Genomic DNA, 16,533 nt, shown 5'->3' with positions numbered 1-16,533 from the left:
ATGTAGGGGATTTAGGTAAATTGTACTCTTCAGGCAAAAAAAATCCCGCCTTTCAGCGGGGAAGCCCAAGAAAAATGGGGATAGTGTCGGAATGAAGTGTCGTTAAACTTGGTGAGCGGTATATCAATAGGTTCCGATTACAGCAAGAAGCGCTAATTTTCTTGCTCTGATGCACCTGACCATTTGTGCATCTCAATCCAAATCCCAATAATCGTTGCACTCATGCCTACAAGAGGCATCAATGAGGTTTCACCTGGCGTCCTAAGTACCAATGCACAGAACGAGATAAAACATAAAACCGAATAGATGGTTAGTCTGTCTAACGCTGTTAACATCGTCTCTCCTTGCCAGTTGTTACCAAATTGTTAATTTAAGGTAAATCAAAAAATTCGGTTTGCCAAGTGGTTATTGAATATTTTTTCAACGAAAGTAAAATTCAACGCTCAGTTAGTTACGAGAATCACACTATGAGCTTTAATCCTGAACTGGCGACCAAGACATTAGAGGCGGAAGGATTACGCTGCCCAGAGCCAGTGATGATGGTCAGGAAGACAATTCGAAACATGCAAGATGGTGAGGTATTGCTAGTTAAAGCAGACGACCCATCCACAACTCGAGATATCCCGAGTTTCTGTCGATTTATGGATCACCAGCTGATTGCGGCACAAACGGAACAGCTTCCATACCAGTACCTGATCAAGAAAGGTTTGGAATAATCTCAGCAAGATCAAAAACGGCAGCCCAATTGGCTGCCGTTTGTTTATTCATCGTATTCTAGTGTGCGAACTTCAGATTGTAGCTTGTTCAGTTGCTTTCTCATTGCACGCATCTCTTCATGCATCGGAATAATATGCGCGACCCGAATCCAAGCCTCTACTGTTAGACCAGTAAGGATGAAGGTCCCTGCAACAATCGGCAACCACATATCGGTCAACACCATTGCCAATAAGCACAGCGCTAAACCAAAGGTGAATAAATAACTCTGACTCTTTGGGGTCATCCCCATGTAACGTGTAAGCATAACCTTGCCCTCTCGCTATCATTCACACCATTAAAGTACCATGACAAGTATGACACTAATATGTCATCCGTCACGGTCCTGAATGATTTTGAACCAGAGTTTGAACTCATGCATAATTTCACTAGTTATTGATAATTAACACGATTTATCTTTAAGCTGATCAGAAAAATGCTGCACCAATAGCAAGGGCAATAAATAGGAAAGCGGTCACCTTACGAATCAATCCTAAAGGCATCTTATCCGCCGATAGCTTGCCGATTAAAACCACGGGAACATTGGCAAGCAACATGCCGATCGTGGTACCAAGAATCACCCAACTCAATGCATCTGCGTATTGCGCACCCAAGATAGAAGTTGCAATCTGAGTCTTGTCGCCAATCTCCGCAACGAAGAAAGCAATAAAACTCGCAATGAATGGACCACGGTTGGAGATCTGTTCGTCATCATCCAGTTTATCTGGGATCAGCACCCAAGCCGCCATGGCGACAAAACTAACCACCAGCACCCATTTTAAAACCTCAGGCGAAAGGTAATCTGCCACAACCACACCTAACCATGCAGCCAAAGCGTGGTTGGCAATGGTTGCCAAAAAGATTGCGGCAATAATAGGGATTGGCTTGCGGTAACGACTGGCAAGTAATAGAGATAGCAATTGGGTCTTATCGCCAATTTCTGCTAACGCTACAGTAGTAATTGAAATAGCTAAAACGCTCACGACATGCTCATTGGGGCGGGATAATTATTTTTAACCTAAGACAAATCTCACGCCCCACCCCGGTTCATGATGATTTGTCTAAGGTCTTGCTAAACTCATCGGGTTGATGAGTCTCGAACGCCATGGTGATTTTGCACCAATTATGTTGACGAACGAACCAGATGAAATAGGCATTTCATCGAGTAAGCTACTCCCCAAAGACAGGCGCAATTCTAGCCACCTTTGCTCATCACCTCAAGAGTGAAAGCCAGTGAAAACTCCCTTTTAGGAAAAATTCAGCAGATAAAGCGGTAAAAATCCATTAAAGGAGAAAATTGCCCACGAATTAATCAAGATTAGCTCTACTCCCATGCTCAATATCTGGGTATACTTGATTGTTATTTTATTCAACCGTAATTACTTTGAATCGCTATTGTTGAGGCTATAAAACCCAGCAAAAGAGACGAATTCACAAGTAATAAGAGAATCGCGCGAACCTGACTTATGCAAAAATACGATATCAAAACCTTCCAGGGAATGATCCTCGCGCTGCAGGATTATTGGGCTCAAAATGGTTGTACCATTGTTCAACCGCTAGATATGGAAGTGGGTGCGGGCACCTCTCATCCAATGACATGTCTACGAGCACTTGGCCCAGAGCCAATGTCTACAGCTTACGTACAACCTTCACGTCGTCCTACCGATGGTCGTTACGGTGAAAACCCTAACCGTCTACAGCACTACTACCAATTCCAAGTAGCGCTAAAACCATCACCAGACAATATCCAAGAGTTGTACCTAGGTTCTCTAGAAGTACTTGGTATTGACCCACTTGTTCACGACATCCGTTTCGTAGAAGACAACTGGGAAAACCCAACACTAGGCGCATGGGGTCTAGGCTGGGAAGTTTGGCTAAACGGCATGGAAGTGACTCAGTTTACTTACTTCCAACAAGTTGGCGGTCTTGAGTGTAAGCCAGTAACTGGTGAGATCACTTACGGTATCGAACGTCTAGCAATGTACATCCAAGAAGTCGACTCTGTTTACGACCTAGTTTGGAACATCGCACCAGACGGCAGCAAAGTGACTTACGGTGACATCTTCCACCAAAACGAAGTAGAGCAATCGACTTACAACTTCGAGCACGCAGACGTTGACTTCCTATTTGGTTTCTTCGAACAGTGCGAAAAAGAGTGTAAAGAGCTGCTTGAGCTTGAAAAACCACTGCCACTACCTGCTTATGAGCGTATCCTAAAAGCTGGTCACGCATTCAACCTACTAGACGCACGTAAAGCGATCTCAGTAACTGAACGCCAACGTTACATCCTACGCATCCGCAACCTGACGAAAGCAGTTGCAGAAGCATACTACGCATCGCGTGAAGCTCTTGGCTTCCCAATGTGTAAGAAAGAACAAGCGTAAGGGGTAGAGTAACATGGCAAAAGAATTTCTAATCGAGCTAGGTACAGAAGAGCTACCACCAACGCAACTTCGCACTCTAGCTGAAGCATTCGCAGCAAACTTCGAAGCAGAACTAAAAGGCGCTGAGCTTGCTCATGAAGGCGTGAAATGGTTCGCGGCACCTCGTCGTCTTGCACTTAAAGTAGCAGCACTAGCAGACAGCCAGTCTGACAAAGTTGTTGAAAAGCGTGGTCCTGCGGTTTCTGCAGCGTTTGACGCGGAAGGCAACCCAACAAAAGCGGCTCAAGGCTGGGCACGCGGTTGTGGCATCACGGTTGACCAAGCAGAGCGCATGGTAACAGACAAAGGTGAATGGCTACTGTTCAAACAAGAAGTGAAAGGTCAGCCAACGTCTGAGATCGTAGTTGAACTTGCAGCGAAAGCACTAGCAAACCTACCTATCGCAAAACCAATGCGCTGGGGTAACAAAACGACTCAATTTATCCGTCCAGTTAAGACGCTAACCATGCTAATGGGCTGCGACCTAATCGAAGGCGAGATCCTTGGTGTCGCTTCAGACCGCACTATCCGTGGTCACCGCTTCATGGGTGAGCAAGAGTTCACTATCGATTCTGCTGAACAATACCCTGCGATCTTAGAAGAGCGCGGTAAAGTAATGGCAGATTACGAAGCGCGTAAAGCAATCATCCTAGCTGACGCACAAAAAGCAGCAGCAGCGGTTGGCGGTATCGCTGACCTAGAAGATGACCTAGTAGAAGAAGTAACGTCTCTGGTTGAATGGCCAGTAGTACTAACAGCGAAGTTCGAAGAAGAGTTCCTAAAAGTGCCTTCTGAAGCGTTGGTTTACACCATGAAAGGTGACCAAAAATACTTCCCTGTTTATGACGAAAACAAGAAGCTACTACCTAACTTCATCTTCGTATCGAACATCGAATCAAAAGAGCCTCGTTACGTAATCGAAGGTAACGAGAAAGTGGTTCGTCCTCGTCTTGCTGACGCAGAGTTCTTCTTCAATACAGACCGTAAGCGTCCGCTTATCGACCGTCTGCCAGAACTAGAACAAGCGATCTTCCAAAAGCAACTGGGTACGATCAAAGACAAAACAGACCGCATCACAGAACTTGCTGGCTACATTGCTGAACAAATCGGTGCTGACGTTGAGAAATCAAAGCGTGCTGGTCTGCTAGCAAAATGTGACCTAATGACCTCAATGGTATTCGAATTCACGGATACTCAAGGTGTTATGGGTATGCACTACGCTCGCCACGACGGTGAAGCAGAAGAAGTTGCAGTAGCACTGAACGAGCAATACATGCCTCGTTTCGCAGGTGATGAACTGCCATCAAACGGCGTTTCAACTGCAGTTGCAATGGCAGACAAGCTAGACACTATCGTAGGTATCTTCGGTATTGGTCAAGCGCCTAAAGGCAGCGACCCATTCGCACTACGCCGCGCATCTCTAGGTGTACTACGTATCATCGTTGAATACGGCTACAACCTAGATCTTGTTGACCTAGTAGCGAAAGCGAAGTCACTGTTTGGCGATCGCCTAACCAACGACAACGTTGAGCAAGACGTTATCGAGTTCATGCTTGGTCGTTTCCGTGCTTGGTACCAAGACGAAGGCTTCAGCGTAGACATCATTCAAGCGGTTCTAGCTCGTCGCCCGACGAAACCAGCAGACTTCGACCAACGAGTTAAAGCGGTTTCACACTTCCGTGAACTAGAAGCAGCAGAGTCTCTAGCAGCAGCGAACAAACGTGTAGGTAACATCCTAGCGAAATTCGACGGCGAGCTAGCAGCAGACATCGACCTAGCACTTCTACAAGAAGACGCAGAGAAAGCACTAGCAGAAAGCGTTGAAGTAATGACAGAAGCGCTAGAGCCAGCATTTGCTACAGGTAACTACCAAGAAGCCCTAAGTAAGCTAGCTGACCTACGTGAACCAGTTGATGCGTTCTTTGATAACGTAATGGTAATGGCAGAAGACGAAGCACTTAAGAAAAACCGTCTGACACTACTGAACAACCTGCGTAACCTGTTCCTACAGATCGCAGACATTTCTTTGCTTCAAAAGTAATTCATTACTCTTAGAAGTGATTAAGAAATAAGTAAAAGGGAAGCAGATGCTTCCCTTTTTTGTTGCCTTCAAACCGATGAAGGTGACGCTTATTATTCATTTTGTGAACAAGACTAAAATTTGTAGGGTGAGACGCGTTTAACTTGTTGGTGTAGAGCTCGGATTGTAGAGGCACAGTTTTGCTATAACTGGACTGTTTATTCGGGGGGAAGGACACAATGAAAAAAACAATTCTCGCACTCTCTATCGGTCTACTGAGCGCCTGCAGCCAGATTCCAGAAAATGCCATCGTATTAAGCGTTGGTGATGACACCGCAGTTTTTGAAGAAAACTCACAGGGCTTACTTGTCGCCGAGCAAAAACTCGAAAAAGGCAGTTATAGCTTTACCATTGCTGACAGCAAGCAAAGCTGTGGCAGTAGCTTTGCCCTAGCAGAAGAAGATCGCATCAAATTCAATCGTCCATTAAAAATGGATAACTGCGCCACTGACGCACAAATGCCGCTGCGCATCTTCAAAGCCAATACCTATCAATTTACGCTCAACCCAACCACCAATGAGCTCACGGTCAAAATCAAACCAAAACAGACTCAGGACATCACCTACTCTTGCCCTGTCGCAACTGACACGCCAAAAACCATCAATGTTGCTCAAACCTTTAATGATGGCACTGTCGTTCGTGATGCCTTAACCGGACAAGAAGCCACTGTCGCCAATGGCAGCGTCACCATGCAACCGGGTCCTATGAGTCAAGGTCTGTTGTTACTAGAAGAGGCTGAACAGCAAGCCGATAAACCGTTCAACTGGGATAACGCGACGGTGTACTTCGTCATGACTGACCGCTTCTACAATGGCAACCCAGACAACGACAACAGCTACGGTCGCAGCAAAGATGGAAAATACGAGATTGGCACCTTCCACGGTGGTGACTTAGCGGGTCTAACGAAAAAACTCGATTACATCGAATCACTTGGTGTGAATGCTATCTGGATAACCTCGCCACTGGAACAAATCCACGGCTGGGTTGGCGGCGGCGATAAAGGCGACTTTAAGCACTACGGCTACCACGGCTACTACCACCAAGATTGGACCAAGCTTGATGCCAACATGGGTACCGAAGATGAACTCAGAACCTTCGTTGATACCGCCCACAAGAAAGGCATCCGCGTGATTTGGGATGTAGTCATGAACCACACAGGCTACGCAACATTAGCAGACATGCAGGAATTCGGCTTTGGTCAGCTTTACCTAGATGACCAAGAAGCTAAAGAAGTCCTTGGTGAAAAATGGACCGACTGGCAGCCAAAATCAGGACAAAGCTGGCACAGCTTCAACGACTACATCAAATACGGTGATAGCGAAGCGTGGGATAAATGGTGGGGCAAAGATTGGATCCGCACCGATATTGGCGACTACGATGCTCCGGGCTACAACGACATCACCATGTCTTTGAACTACCTACCGGATCTCAAAACCGAATCGACTCAGAAAACCGGATTACCAAACTTCTTCCGCAATAAAGACACCAATGCGCAAGATGAGCTGCAAACCCCACGTGAACACCTGATTACCTGGTTATCCGATTGGGTGCGCGACTACGGCATCGACGGCTTCCGTGTCGACACCGCTAAACACGTTGAAATGGAAGCGTGGGCAGAGTTGAAAGCCAGCACCACCCAAGCGCTTGCTCAATGGAAGAAAAACAACCCGGACAAAGCTTTGGATGATCTACCTTTCTGGATGACGGGTGAAGTGTGGGCACACAGCGTGGTGAAGAGCCCGTATTTCGATAACGGCTTCGATTCCATCATCAACTTCGAGTTCCAATCTGACGTAGCGCCAAAAGCGCTGAAGTGTTTCGCTCAACTTGATAATGATTACCGCCGCTATGCAGAGCGCATCAATACCGATCCTGAGTTCAACGTATTGAGCTACCTATCTTCACACGATACACAGCTGTTTTGGTCAGCACGCAGCCGCAGCTTTGATGACCAAGCTCGTGCCGCAAATGCACTGATGCTGGCTCCAGGTGCAGTACAGATCTATTACGGTGATGAGATAGCTCGTGATTTTGGCATTACTGGTTCAGATGCTCACCAAGGCACACGCTCAGATATGCCATGGGATAAGATTCATGGCGAGCGTGAAGATCTACTGCAACATTGGCAAAAGTTGGGTGAATTCCGTAAACGCCACCCAGCGGTTGCTCAAGGTAAGCACATCACTCGCAATCAAGAAGGTTATTACGCGTTCGAACGCCAATACCAAGACGACAAGGTGCTGATTGTTTACACCGGTGAGTAAATCACACTCTCTCCACCAGCAAGGGAAGCATAAGCTTCCCTTTTTTATTGCTCTTTTTGCCTTTTTATCTCGTACCTCTGGTCTGATGACACACTTTTTTCTTTTTCGGCTTAATTCACACTTTGCGTTAATTACGCATTGAGGTAAGGTCAAGGATTACTCGATAAGCCGATAAAACATCGGCACAAACATACACAAAGCAATCACAATGAATTAGGTATAACGACAAATGCAGTTCTCAAAGTTTGGTGAAAAATTTAATCAGTATTCAGGTATCACGCAGTTAATGGACGATTTGAATGATGGTCTGCGCACACCAGGTGCCATCATGCTCGGTGGAGGTAACCCAGCCGCCATTCCTGCCATGCTCGATTACTTTCGCCAAGCCAGTGAGGAAATGCTCGCCAGTGGGGAGCTCGTCGCCGCCCTCGCCAACTACGATGGTCCGCAGGGCAAAGACGCGTTCGTTAAAGCGCTGGCTCAGTTATTCCGTGAAACTTACGGCTGGGATATTTCCGAGAAAAACATCAGCCTAACTAACGGCAGCCAAAGTGGCTTTTTCTACTTGTTCAACTTGTTAGCAGGTAAACAGCCAGACGGTTCGCACAAGAAGGTGCTGCTACCTATCGCGCCTGAGTACATCGGTTATGGTGATGCAGGCATTGATGAAGATATCTTTGTCTCATACCACCCAGAGATCGAGCTGTTAGATAACGGTCTGTTTAAATACCACGTCGATTTTGAGCAGCTAACCGTCGATGACTCTGTTGCGGCAATCTGCGCGTCTCGCCCAACCAATCCAACGGGTAACGTACTGACAGACGAAGAAGTACGTAAGCTGGACAAGCTGGCACGTGAGAACAACATCCCACTGATTATCGATAACGCCTACGGTCTACCTTTCCCGAACATCATCTTTGAAGATGTCGAGCCGTTCTGGAATGAAAACACCATCCTGTGCATGAGCCTATCTAAACTTGGCTTGCCGGGCGTGCGTTGTGGGATTGTGATTGCGAGTGAAGAAATCACTCAAGCATTAACCAATATGAACGGCATCATCAGCCTAGCTCCAGGCAGTGTTGGTCCTGCGTTGGCAAACCACATCATAGGTAAAGGCGATCTGCTTAAACTGAGCTCAGAGGTGATTAAGCCGTTCTACAAACAGAAGTCGCAACGTGCGGTTGAACTGCTCCAAGAAGCGATTACCGATGAGCGATTCCGCATTCACAAACCGGAAGGTGCTATCTTCTTATGGCTATGGTTTGATGAACTGCCAATTACGACAATGGAACTTTACCAACGCTTGAAAGCGCGTGGGGTCTTGATTGTTCCGGGTGAATACTTCTTTATTGGTCAGAAAGACGAGTGGGATCACGCGCACCAATGCTTGCGTATGAACTACGTTCAAGACGATGAGATGATGCAAAAAGGCATTGCGATTATCGCAGAAGAAGTGGAAAAGGCTTACCGCGAAGGTAAAAAACTCAGCCGTTCTTCTCTTTGAAATAGCGGATTTGAAAGCCCCAAACTAAAAAGAGCGCCCTTTTCCATAATGGAAGGCGCTCTTTCTCATTCTATAACCGTGTAGTTAACTGAAATGTCTTTAGCTGATTAGCTGTTTTCAATCAGGTTGTTGCCACCGATAGCAATCTTACGTGGTTGCATCGCTTCTGGAATTTCACGAACTAAATCGATATGAAGTAGACCGTTTTCCATTGATGCTCCAACGACTTTTACGTAATCCGCAAGTTGGAATTTACGTTCAAAATCGCGCTCCGCAATACCTTGGTAAACGTAGTTTTTACCTTCTTCTGCTTTACGCTCGCCCTTCACAATCAACATGTTTTCGTTTTGAGTCAAATCGAGCTGATCTTCAGCAAAACCTGCAACTGCCATAATAATACGGTAGTTGTGCTCGTCTTTTTGCTCGATGTTGTATGGAGGGTAACCGCCAGAAGTGTTCTTCGCAGAGCTTGCTTCCATCAGGTTGAACAGACGGTCGAAGCCAATTGCATTACGGTATAGTGGTGAGAAATCTACATTACGCATAATCTATCCTCTTTTAAGCAATAGTCTTAGCCCAGATGAGGGTCATCCACGTGGCGCATTTATGCAAGAAAACGCCGAGCTAAGGGATCCGATGATTCATTCCTCTGACCTACTCTTTAGGTGCGGGGACATGATGTCGAATCTAGGGTCAAGTTGTGTGCTAAAACAGAGTATCCTCTCCTGAGCGATCTCGTTTAGCGATTCCAGAGGCGCTGTTCTTCTCTTGTTGAGCAAGTTAGCCATCCCTCTTCATAACTAGATATAAGGTCGAAAAATGGGCTTTCAAGGGCTACGGTGAAAATATTTTAGATCCCCGACTCGGTCGTTTCTCCCTCTCGAGGATGACGTCCTAACATACTAATAATGAAAAGCGCCACTTACATTCACTCTTTCCATAAATGTAGAGTTTCAAAGCCAAGCTTCCCCGCCTCCATAGAGTGCAGCCAATTCTTGTGTCTCGTTTCTTTTATCTGGTTTCTTTCCACTCAATAAAAAAGCACCACCCGAAGGCAGTGCTTTTAAAATTCTATCAAAAGAAATTTAGATTCGTTTTTCCGCAGGGGGATATGCTTAGTTCTAGGAGAAGGCGCGCAGCATACAAGTGTATGTGAGCACCTTCGACAACGAAATCAGCATATCCAGCAAAGGAAAAATAGTCTAAACGTCTAGGTTTGCTACTTTAAGCGCGTTCTCTTCGATGAAGTTACGACGCGGCTCAACTTGGTCACCCATTAGCGTTGTGAACAATTGGTCTGCGCCTACCGCATCTTCAATGGTTACTTGCATCATGCGACGTGTCTCTGGGTCCATTGTGGTTTCCCAAAGCTGATCTGGGTTCATCTCACCTAGACCTTTGTAGCGCTGTAGGCTTAGACCACGACGCGACTCTTTGATTAGCCACTCAAGTGCCGCTGCAAAGCTTGATACCGGCTGAGTACGCTCACCACGTTTGATGTAAGCGCCTTCTTCTAGCAGACCGTCTAGCGCTTCAGATAGATCCGCTAGTTTGCCGTACTCTTTCGAGTTCAGTAGGTCGATGCTTAGTGCGTAGTCATGAGTCACACCGTGAGTACGTACGATGATCTTAGGTAGGTTTAGACCTAGCTCTTCGTGTTGCTCAACTTCGAAGCTGTATTGGCTTGCGCCTACTTCTTTCGCGTTTAGCTGCTCAACAAGCTGCTTTGTCCACGCTTCTACTGTTGCAGCATCATGACATTGCTCTGCCGTTAGACGCGGCGTGTAGATTAGCTCATGAACTAGCGCGCTTGGGTAGCGGCGGCTCATGCGATCCGCTAGCTTGATACCAGCGTTGTATTGCTGAACTAGCTTCTCTAGCGCTTCGCCTGCCAATGCTGGTGCTTCTGCGTTTACGTGTAGCGATGCGTTATCAAGTGCCAAAGCAACTTGGTATTGGTTCATCGCATCTTCGTCTTTGATGTACTGCTCTTGTTTGCCTTTCTTCACTTTGTAAAGTGGTGGCTGAGCAATGTACACATAGCCACGCTCGATAAGCTCTGGCATTTGACGGTAGAAGAAGGTCAACAGTAGCGTACGGATGTGCGAACCATCGACGTCAGCATCGGTCATGATGATGATGTTGTGGTAACGCAGTTTGTCCGGGTTGTACTCGTCACGACCGATACCACAGCCTAGTGCCGTGATCAGCGTTGCTACTTCTTGAGAAGAAAGCATCTTGTCGAAACGCGCTTTTTCTACGTTAAGAATCTTACCTTTTAACGGTAGGATTGCTTGGTTCTTACGGTTACGGCCTTGTTTTGCGGAGCCGCCTGCCGAATCACCCTCCACTATGTATAGTTCAGAGAGTGCTGGATCTTTTTCCTGACAGTCTGCAAGTTTGCCTGGCAGACCAGCTAGGTCTAGTGCGCCTTTACGACGAGTCATTTCACGAGCTTTACGCGCCGCTTCACGAGCACGAGCTGCATCGATGATTTTCGAACAAACCATCTTCGCTTCTGCCGGGTTCTCAATTAGGAACTCAGACAGTTTCTCACCCATTGCTGATTCAACCGCTGACTTCACTTCAGAAGAAACCAGTTTGTCTTTAGTTTGGCTTGAGAACTTAGGATCAGGCACTTTAACCGAAACAACCGCAGTTAGACCTTCACGCGCATCATCACCAGAAGTTGCTGTTTTCGCTTTCTTAGAGAAGCCTTCTTTGTCCATGAAAGAGTTCAGTGTACGAGTTAGCGCTGCACGGAAACCGGCAAGGTGAGTACCACCGTCGCGTTGTGGGATGTTGTTAGTGAAACAGTAGATGTTCTCTTGGAAACCGTCATTCCACTGCATCGCCACTTCTACCGAGATACCATCTTCGCGCTCAAAGTCGAAGTGGAAGATTTTCTCGATGATTGGTGTTTTGTTGGTGTTTAGGTGCTCAACAAACGCTTGGATACCACCTTCAAACATGAAGTGGTCGCTCTTGTCTGCTTCACGCTCATCAACCAGTTTGATTGAAACACCAGAGTTCAGGAAAGAAAGTTCACGTAGACGCTTCGCTAGGATGTCGTAGTGAAATTCTGTGTTCGAGAATGTTTCTGCACTTGGCCAGAAACGGATTTGTGTACCAGTTTGGTCAGTATCACCAATTACTGCTAGTGGCGCTTGAGGCTCACCATGATGGTAAGTTTGCGTATGGATATGACCGCCGCGGTGGATAGTCAGAACCACTTTCTCAGACAGTGCGTTTACTACTGAAACACCTACGCCGTGTAGACCGCCTGATACTTTGTATGAGTTATCATCGAACTTACCACCAGCGTGAAGTACCGTCATGATAACTTCTGCAGCAGATACTTTTTCTTCTGGGTGCATTTCTGTTGGAATGCCACGACCATCATCCGTAACTGAAACCGAGTTGTCCTCATGAATTGTCACAACGATGTCTTTACAGTGACCTGCCAACGCTTCATCAATTGAGTTATCCACCACCTCGAAGACCATGTGGTGAAGACCAGTGCCGTCGTCCGTGTCGCCGATGTACATACCTGGACGCTTACGTACCGCATCCAGACCCTTCAGTACCTTAATACTCGATGAATCGTAATTTTCAGACATGAGTTTCTCTCTTCTAGTTTTACTCTATCCTGCCATGTTCCACATGAAACAATTTGCCCGTATCGTCCAACATATCGGCGATTTGGCTTTCAGTGATAGAGCTTACAAATACTTGTGCGCCCGTCTCTTTCAAGCAGTCAGCTAGACGCTTGCGACGTTGGCTGTCTAATTCCGACGCAAAGTCGTCAATTAGGTAAATACATTGTTTGCCGGTCATTTCGGTAAGGTGTTGCCCCTGCGCCACACGCAAAGCACACACCATGAGTTTTAATTGACCGCGTGACAAAACGTCTTCAACTGGCGTTCCGTTCACTTTAATGCGCAAATCAGCTTTATTTGGACCACTAAAGGTGTAACCCAATGACTGATCACGCTCGAAATTCTTTTCTAGTATCTCATGATAAGGGGTGTCTTTGTCCCAACCACGATAATACTTTAATTGGATCTCAAATTCTGGCAAAAACGTCTGACAGATAGTTTCCGCTACGGTTTTCATCTGTTCGATGTATAGCGCTCGCCATTGACTGATGTTTTCAGCCAAATGTGCCATTTCTTGATCCCAATAACTGAGTTCACGATAACTTCTGGCCGTTTTAAGCAGAGCATTGCGTTGCTTGTTAAGACGCTTGAAACGCCCCCATGCATCATAAAAAGCAGGCTCGGTGTGAAACACACCCCAGTCGATGAATGCACGACGATGTTTTGGACCATCCGTTAGTAGATCAAATCCTTCTGGATGTATCAACTGTAAAGGCAAAACTTGTGCAAGTTGCGCCAGTTTTTGTCCAGATTGACCGCCTATTTTAACCTCTGTTGAGCCATCACGCTGCTTATTAATGCCGATAGGTAGCTCAAATTGATCCGAGTTCAAAAAACGACCATGAACAAACAGCTCATCGCACTCATTTTGGATAACTCGACCGGCCAACGAACTCTTGAAAGAGCGACCATGTCCGAGCAAGTAAATGGCTTCTAAAACACTGGTTTTACCGCTGCCGTTCGGTCCAATAAGAAAGTTAAAGCCTGCTGATAGGTCAATATCACAGGCTTTAATGTTTCGAAACTGCTGAATGATGAGGCGAGAAAGTGGCATTCAGATGACTTACAGACGAATTGGCATCACCACGTACATGGCACTGTCGTCGTCTGCGTTTTCAATCAACGCACTTGCGTTCGCATCTGACATCGACACACGTACGTTATCGCAACGCAGTGTATTAAGCACATCAAGCACGTAGCTAACGTTGAAGCCGATCTCAATAGCGTCACCTTCAAAGGTCACGTCTAGCATTTCTTCTGCTTCTTCTTGCTCTGGGTTGTTAGCAGTAATGCGCATTTCACTACCCGCAAGATTCACACGAACGCCACGGAATTTTTCGTTAGAAAGAATCGCAGCACGTGAGAAGGCTTGACGTAACTCATCACAACTTGCTTCTAGCGTTTTGTTGGTGCTTTGCGGCAATACGCGGCGATAATCAGGGAAACGACCATCAACCAGCTTAGAAGTGAAGATAAAGTTGTTCACTTCTGCACGTACATTTGAGCTGCCAATTTGTAGTACGACAGGCTGTTCTGGCGCATCCATCAGTTTAACAAGCTCTTGTACCCCCTTGCGAGGCACGATAATTTGCTTTTGCGCAAAATCTGCACCGAGCTGAGTTTGAGATACTGCCATACGGTGACCATCGGTTGCCACGCTGCGTAGCGTCGTACCGTCGATTTCAAACAACATGCCGTTTAGGTAGTAACGAACGTCTTGGTTCGCCATCGAGAATTGTGTTTTTTCAATCAGCGTACGTAGATCAGACTGAGTCAGTGAAACTTCTACTTCACTCTGCCAATCTTCAATGTTTGGGAAATCGTTCGCTGGAAGTGTTGCCAGTGAGAAACGGCTACGACCAGAACGTACCTGTACGCGATCGCCTTCTAATACGAAGGTAATGATGGAGTCATCAGGTAGACCACGACAGATATCAAGAAACTTACGAGAAGGAACGGTAATGCTGCCCGCTTCAAAATCCCCTTCTAGAGTCACTTTGCTCACCAATTCCACTTCCAAATCGGTCGCGGTCATGGATAACACGTTATCTTCTACTTTAAGCAGTAGGTTACCCAGAATTGGTAGGGTTGGTCGACCACCTAATGCGCCCGAAACCTGTTGTAGCGGTTTGATTAAATGACTACGTTCAATAGTAAATTTCATGCTTGGCTCTTTACGCTGTCAGCTCAATTAATGATTTGCTTGGAATACTGTCATTCTAACCGATTAAGAAGACAGGGTGCGAATCAAGTTAGAGTAATCTTCTTTAATATCGTGGCTCTCTTCACGTAGCTGCTCAATCTTGCGACAAGCATGCAGTACAGTGGTGTGGTCACGACCACCAAACGCATCACCAATTTCCGGCAAGCTATGGTTAGTCAGCTCTTTTGCCAGCGCCATCGCCAACTGACGAGGACGAGCAACTGAGCGAGAGCGACGCTTAGACAGCAGATCAGCCACTTTAATCTTGTAGTATTCCGCCACTGTCTTTTGAATATTGTCGATAGTAACGAGCTTCTCTTGCAGAGCAAGTAGGTCGCGCAGCGCTTCACGAACGAAATCAATCGTGATTGGGCGACCGGTGAAGTTCGCGTTAGCAATAACGCGGTTAAGTGCCCCTTCCAACTCACGAACGTTGGAACGCAGACGCTTAGCAATAAAGAATGCCACTTCATCTGCTAGGTGGATTTGGTGGTCTTCCGCTTTCTTCATCAAGATCGCTACACGAGTTTCAAGCTCTGGTGGCTCGATCGCGACGGTTAATCCCCAACCGAAACGTGATTTCAGACGATCTTCTACACCGCTGATCTCTTTTGGGTAGCGATCTGAAGTCAAAATGATCTGTTGGTTACCTTCTAGCAATGCGTTGAAGGTATGGAAGAATTCTTCTTGTGAACGCTCTTTATTGGCAAAGAATTGGATATCATCGATAAGCAACGCATCAACACTTCGGTAGTAGCGTTTGAACTCTTCAATCGCATTGTTTTGCAGTGCTTTCACCATATCTTGCACAAAACGCTCAGAGTGCATGTACACCACTTTCGCATTTGGGTTGTTATCCACAATGGCATTACCCACTGCATGCAACAAGTGCGTTTTACCCAAGCCAGTACCACCGTATAGGAACAGCGGGTTATATGCAGCACCTGGGTTATCCGAAACCTGACGAGCAGCAGCAAGACCCAATTGGTTCGACTTACCTTCAACGAAGTTATTGAACTTATGTTTTGGGTTCACATTAGAGCGGTGGTTGATGTCTGCGATCACTTGCGCGTCATCATCCCACGTTTTATGCACAGGCTTACGGGCTTGCAGCTGAGCGGGCGCTGAAGACTCTGCCGCAACATCCGCCGGCGTTCGTGTCGGTGCCGGTTTTGGTGCTGCAACTCGGCGACTGCCAACTTCAAAGCGCAAACTAGGTACATCATTACCGCAGTATTCTTGCAGTAAGCGATTAATGCTATTCAGGTACTTGTCACGAACCCAATCCAACACAAAGCGGTTAGGTGCGAACAAAGTGAGAGTATTGTCATTGAGCTCCGCTTGTAACGGACGAACCCACATACTGAATTCTGTAGCTGGTAGCTCTTCTTGAAGCTGCTGCAAACATTGCAACCAAAGCGAAGATGACACGGTGCCCCCACTGAGTATTTGAATTATCGGAAAAGACTGGCAATTTTACCTGTTGATAACCAAGATCGCCAGCAATTGATCGATGATCCAGTGAATAAGATCTAAGTTATTCACAATATTTTCGCCCAACTTAGTGAGATCAACACATCTTGCCCCAAATTTGCCCACACATTGATCCACATTTAGGCAAAATCAGTCAGATCGAGTCATTGGTGA

General features: G+C 46.5%; 13 protein-coding genes. 5 read left to right on the top strand and 8 right to left on the bottom strand.

Translation table 11 applies throughout. The annotated features are described in order from the left end of the window. Window positions 1-152 precede the first annotated feature (152 nt). Window positions 153-335, bottom strand: coding sequence for a hypothetical protein (locus J4N44_RS00065; protein ID WP_005426049.1), 183 nt, complete (start codon window positions 333-335; stop codon window positions 153-155). A 132-nt stretch (window positions 336-467) separates the two neighbouring features. On the opposite strand from J4N44_RS00065, the gene tusA reads away from it, so the two are divergent. Continuing rightward, window positions 468-716 (top strand): sulfurtransferase TusA, encoded by a 249-nt coding sequence (tusA, locus tag J4N44_RS00060; RefSeq protein ID WP_005426051.1) that lies wholly within the window; start codon window positions 468-470, stop codon window positions 714-716. A gap of 44 nt (window positions 717-760) precedes the next feature. Here the strand turns inward: tusA and J4N44_RS00055 are convergent, their stop codons facing one another. Together J4N44_RS00055 and J4N44_RS00050 are read right to left on the bottom strand one after the other, a co-directional pair. Then, window positions 761-1,021 carry a hypothetical protein gene (locus J4N44_RS00055; RefSeq protein ID WP_005451077.1) on the bottom strand — a complete coding sequence of 87 codons (261 nt, stop codon included), beginning with the start codon at window positions 1,019-1,021 and terminating at the stop codon, window positions 761-763. A 160-nt stretch (window positions 1,022-1,181) separates the two neighbouring features. Next, complete coding sequence (locus tag J4N44_RS00050) at window positions 1,182-1,736, bottom strand: TMEM165/GDT1 family protein (protein ID WP_005451076.1); 555 nt, start codon at window positions 1,734-1,736, stop codon at window positions 1,182-1,184. 483 nt (window positions 1,737-2,219) lie between these two features. Between J4N44_RS00050 and glyQ the strand changes: the two genes are divergently transcribed. The 4 genes from glyQ (at window position 2,220) to J4N44_RS00030 (ending at window position 9,024) form a co-directional block, all read left to right on the top strand. Next, on the top strand, window positions 2,220-3,137 hold the full coding sequence (gene glyQ / locus J4N44_RS00045) for a glycine--tRNA ligase subunit alpha (RefSeq protein WP_005451074.1): 918 nt from the start codon (window positions 2,220-2,222) through the stop codon (window positions 3,135-3,137). Window positions 3,138-3,150: 13 nt separating this feature from the next. Then, window positions 3,151-5,217 carry a glycine--tRNA ligase subunit beta gene (gene glyS / locus J4N44_RS00040; protein WP_252044707.1) on the top strand — a complete coding sequence of 689 codons (2,067 nt, stop codon included), beginning with the start codon at window positions 3,151-3,153 and terminating at the stop codon, window positions 5,215-5,217. 218 nt (window positions 5,218-5,435) lie between these two features. After that, window positions 5,436-7,520, top strand: a complete 2,085-nt coding sequence (locus tag J4N44_RS00035) for an alpha-amylase (RefSeq protein WP_252044705.1) — start codon at window positions 5,436-5,438, stop codon at window positions 7,518-7,520. A 229-nt stretch (window positions 7,521-7,749) separates the two neighbouring features. Next, window positions 7,750-9,024 (top strand): valine--pyruvate transaminase, encoded by a 1,275-nt coding sequence (locus J4N44_RS00030; protein WP_252044704.1) that lies wholly within the window; start codon window positions 7,750-7,752, stop codon window positions 9,022-9,024. A 107-nt stretch (window positions 9,025-9,131) separates the two neighbouring features. Here the strand turns inward: J4N44_RS00030 and J4N44_RS00025 are convergent, their stop codons facing one another. The 5 genes from J4N44_RS00025 to dnaA all read right to left on the bottom strand — a co-directional run bounded on the left by J4N44_RS00025 (window position 9,132) and on the right by dnaA (window position 16,317). Next, on the bottom strand, window positions 9,132-9,569 hold the full coding sequence (locus tag J4N44_RS00025; RefSeq protein WP_252044703.1) for an Hsp20 family protein: 438 nt from the start codon (window positions 9,567-9,569) through the stop codon (window positions 9,132-9,134). Between the two features lie 657 nt (window positions 9,570-10,226). Next, complete coding sequence (gyrB, locus tag J4N44_RS00020; RefSeq protein WP_017818155.1) at window positions 10,227-12,644, bottom strand: DNA topoisomerase (ATP-hydrolyzing) subunit B; 2,418 nt, start codon at window positions 12,642-12,644, stop codon at window positions 10,227-10,229. A gap of 19 nt (window positions 12,645-12,663) precedes the next feature. After that, the gene (gene recF, locus J4N44_RS00015; RefSeq protein WP_252044701.1) at window positions 12,664-13,737 is read right to left on the bottom strand and encodes a DNA replication/repair protein RecF; all 1,074 of its coding nucleotides are present in this window, start codon (window positions 13,735-13,737) and stop codon (window positions 12,664-12,666) included. A 9-nt stretch (window positions 13,738-13,746) separates the two neighbouring features. After that, window positions 13,747-14,847 carry a DNA polymerase III subunit beta gene (gene dnaN / locus J4N44_RS00010; protein ID WP_005451063.1) on the bottom strand — a complete coding sequence of 367 codons (1,101 nt, stop codon included), beginning with the start codon at window positions 14,845-14,847 and terminating at the stop codon, window positions 13,747-13,749. A gap of 63 nt (window positions 14,848-14,910) precedes the next feature. Then, window positions 14,911-16,317, bottom strand: a complete 1,407-nt coding sequence (dnaA, locus tag J4N44_RS00005) for a chromosomal replication initiator protein DnaA (RefSeq protein WP_005451061.1) — start codon at window positions 16,315-16,317, stop codon at window positions 14,911-14,913. Window positions 16,318-16,533: the final 216 nt, after the last annotated feature.

The organism is Vibrio sp. SCSIO 43155 (assembly GCF_023716605.1).
Lineage (GTDB): Bacteria > Pseudomonadota > Gammaproteobacteria > Enterobacterales > Vibrionaceae > Vibrio > Vibrio harveyi.
The sequence above is the reverse complement of the archived record's forward strand: the minus strand, read 5'-3'. Positions and strand labels throughout refer to the sequence as shown.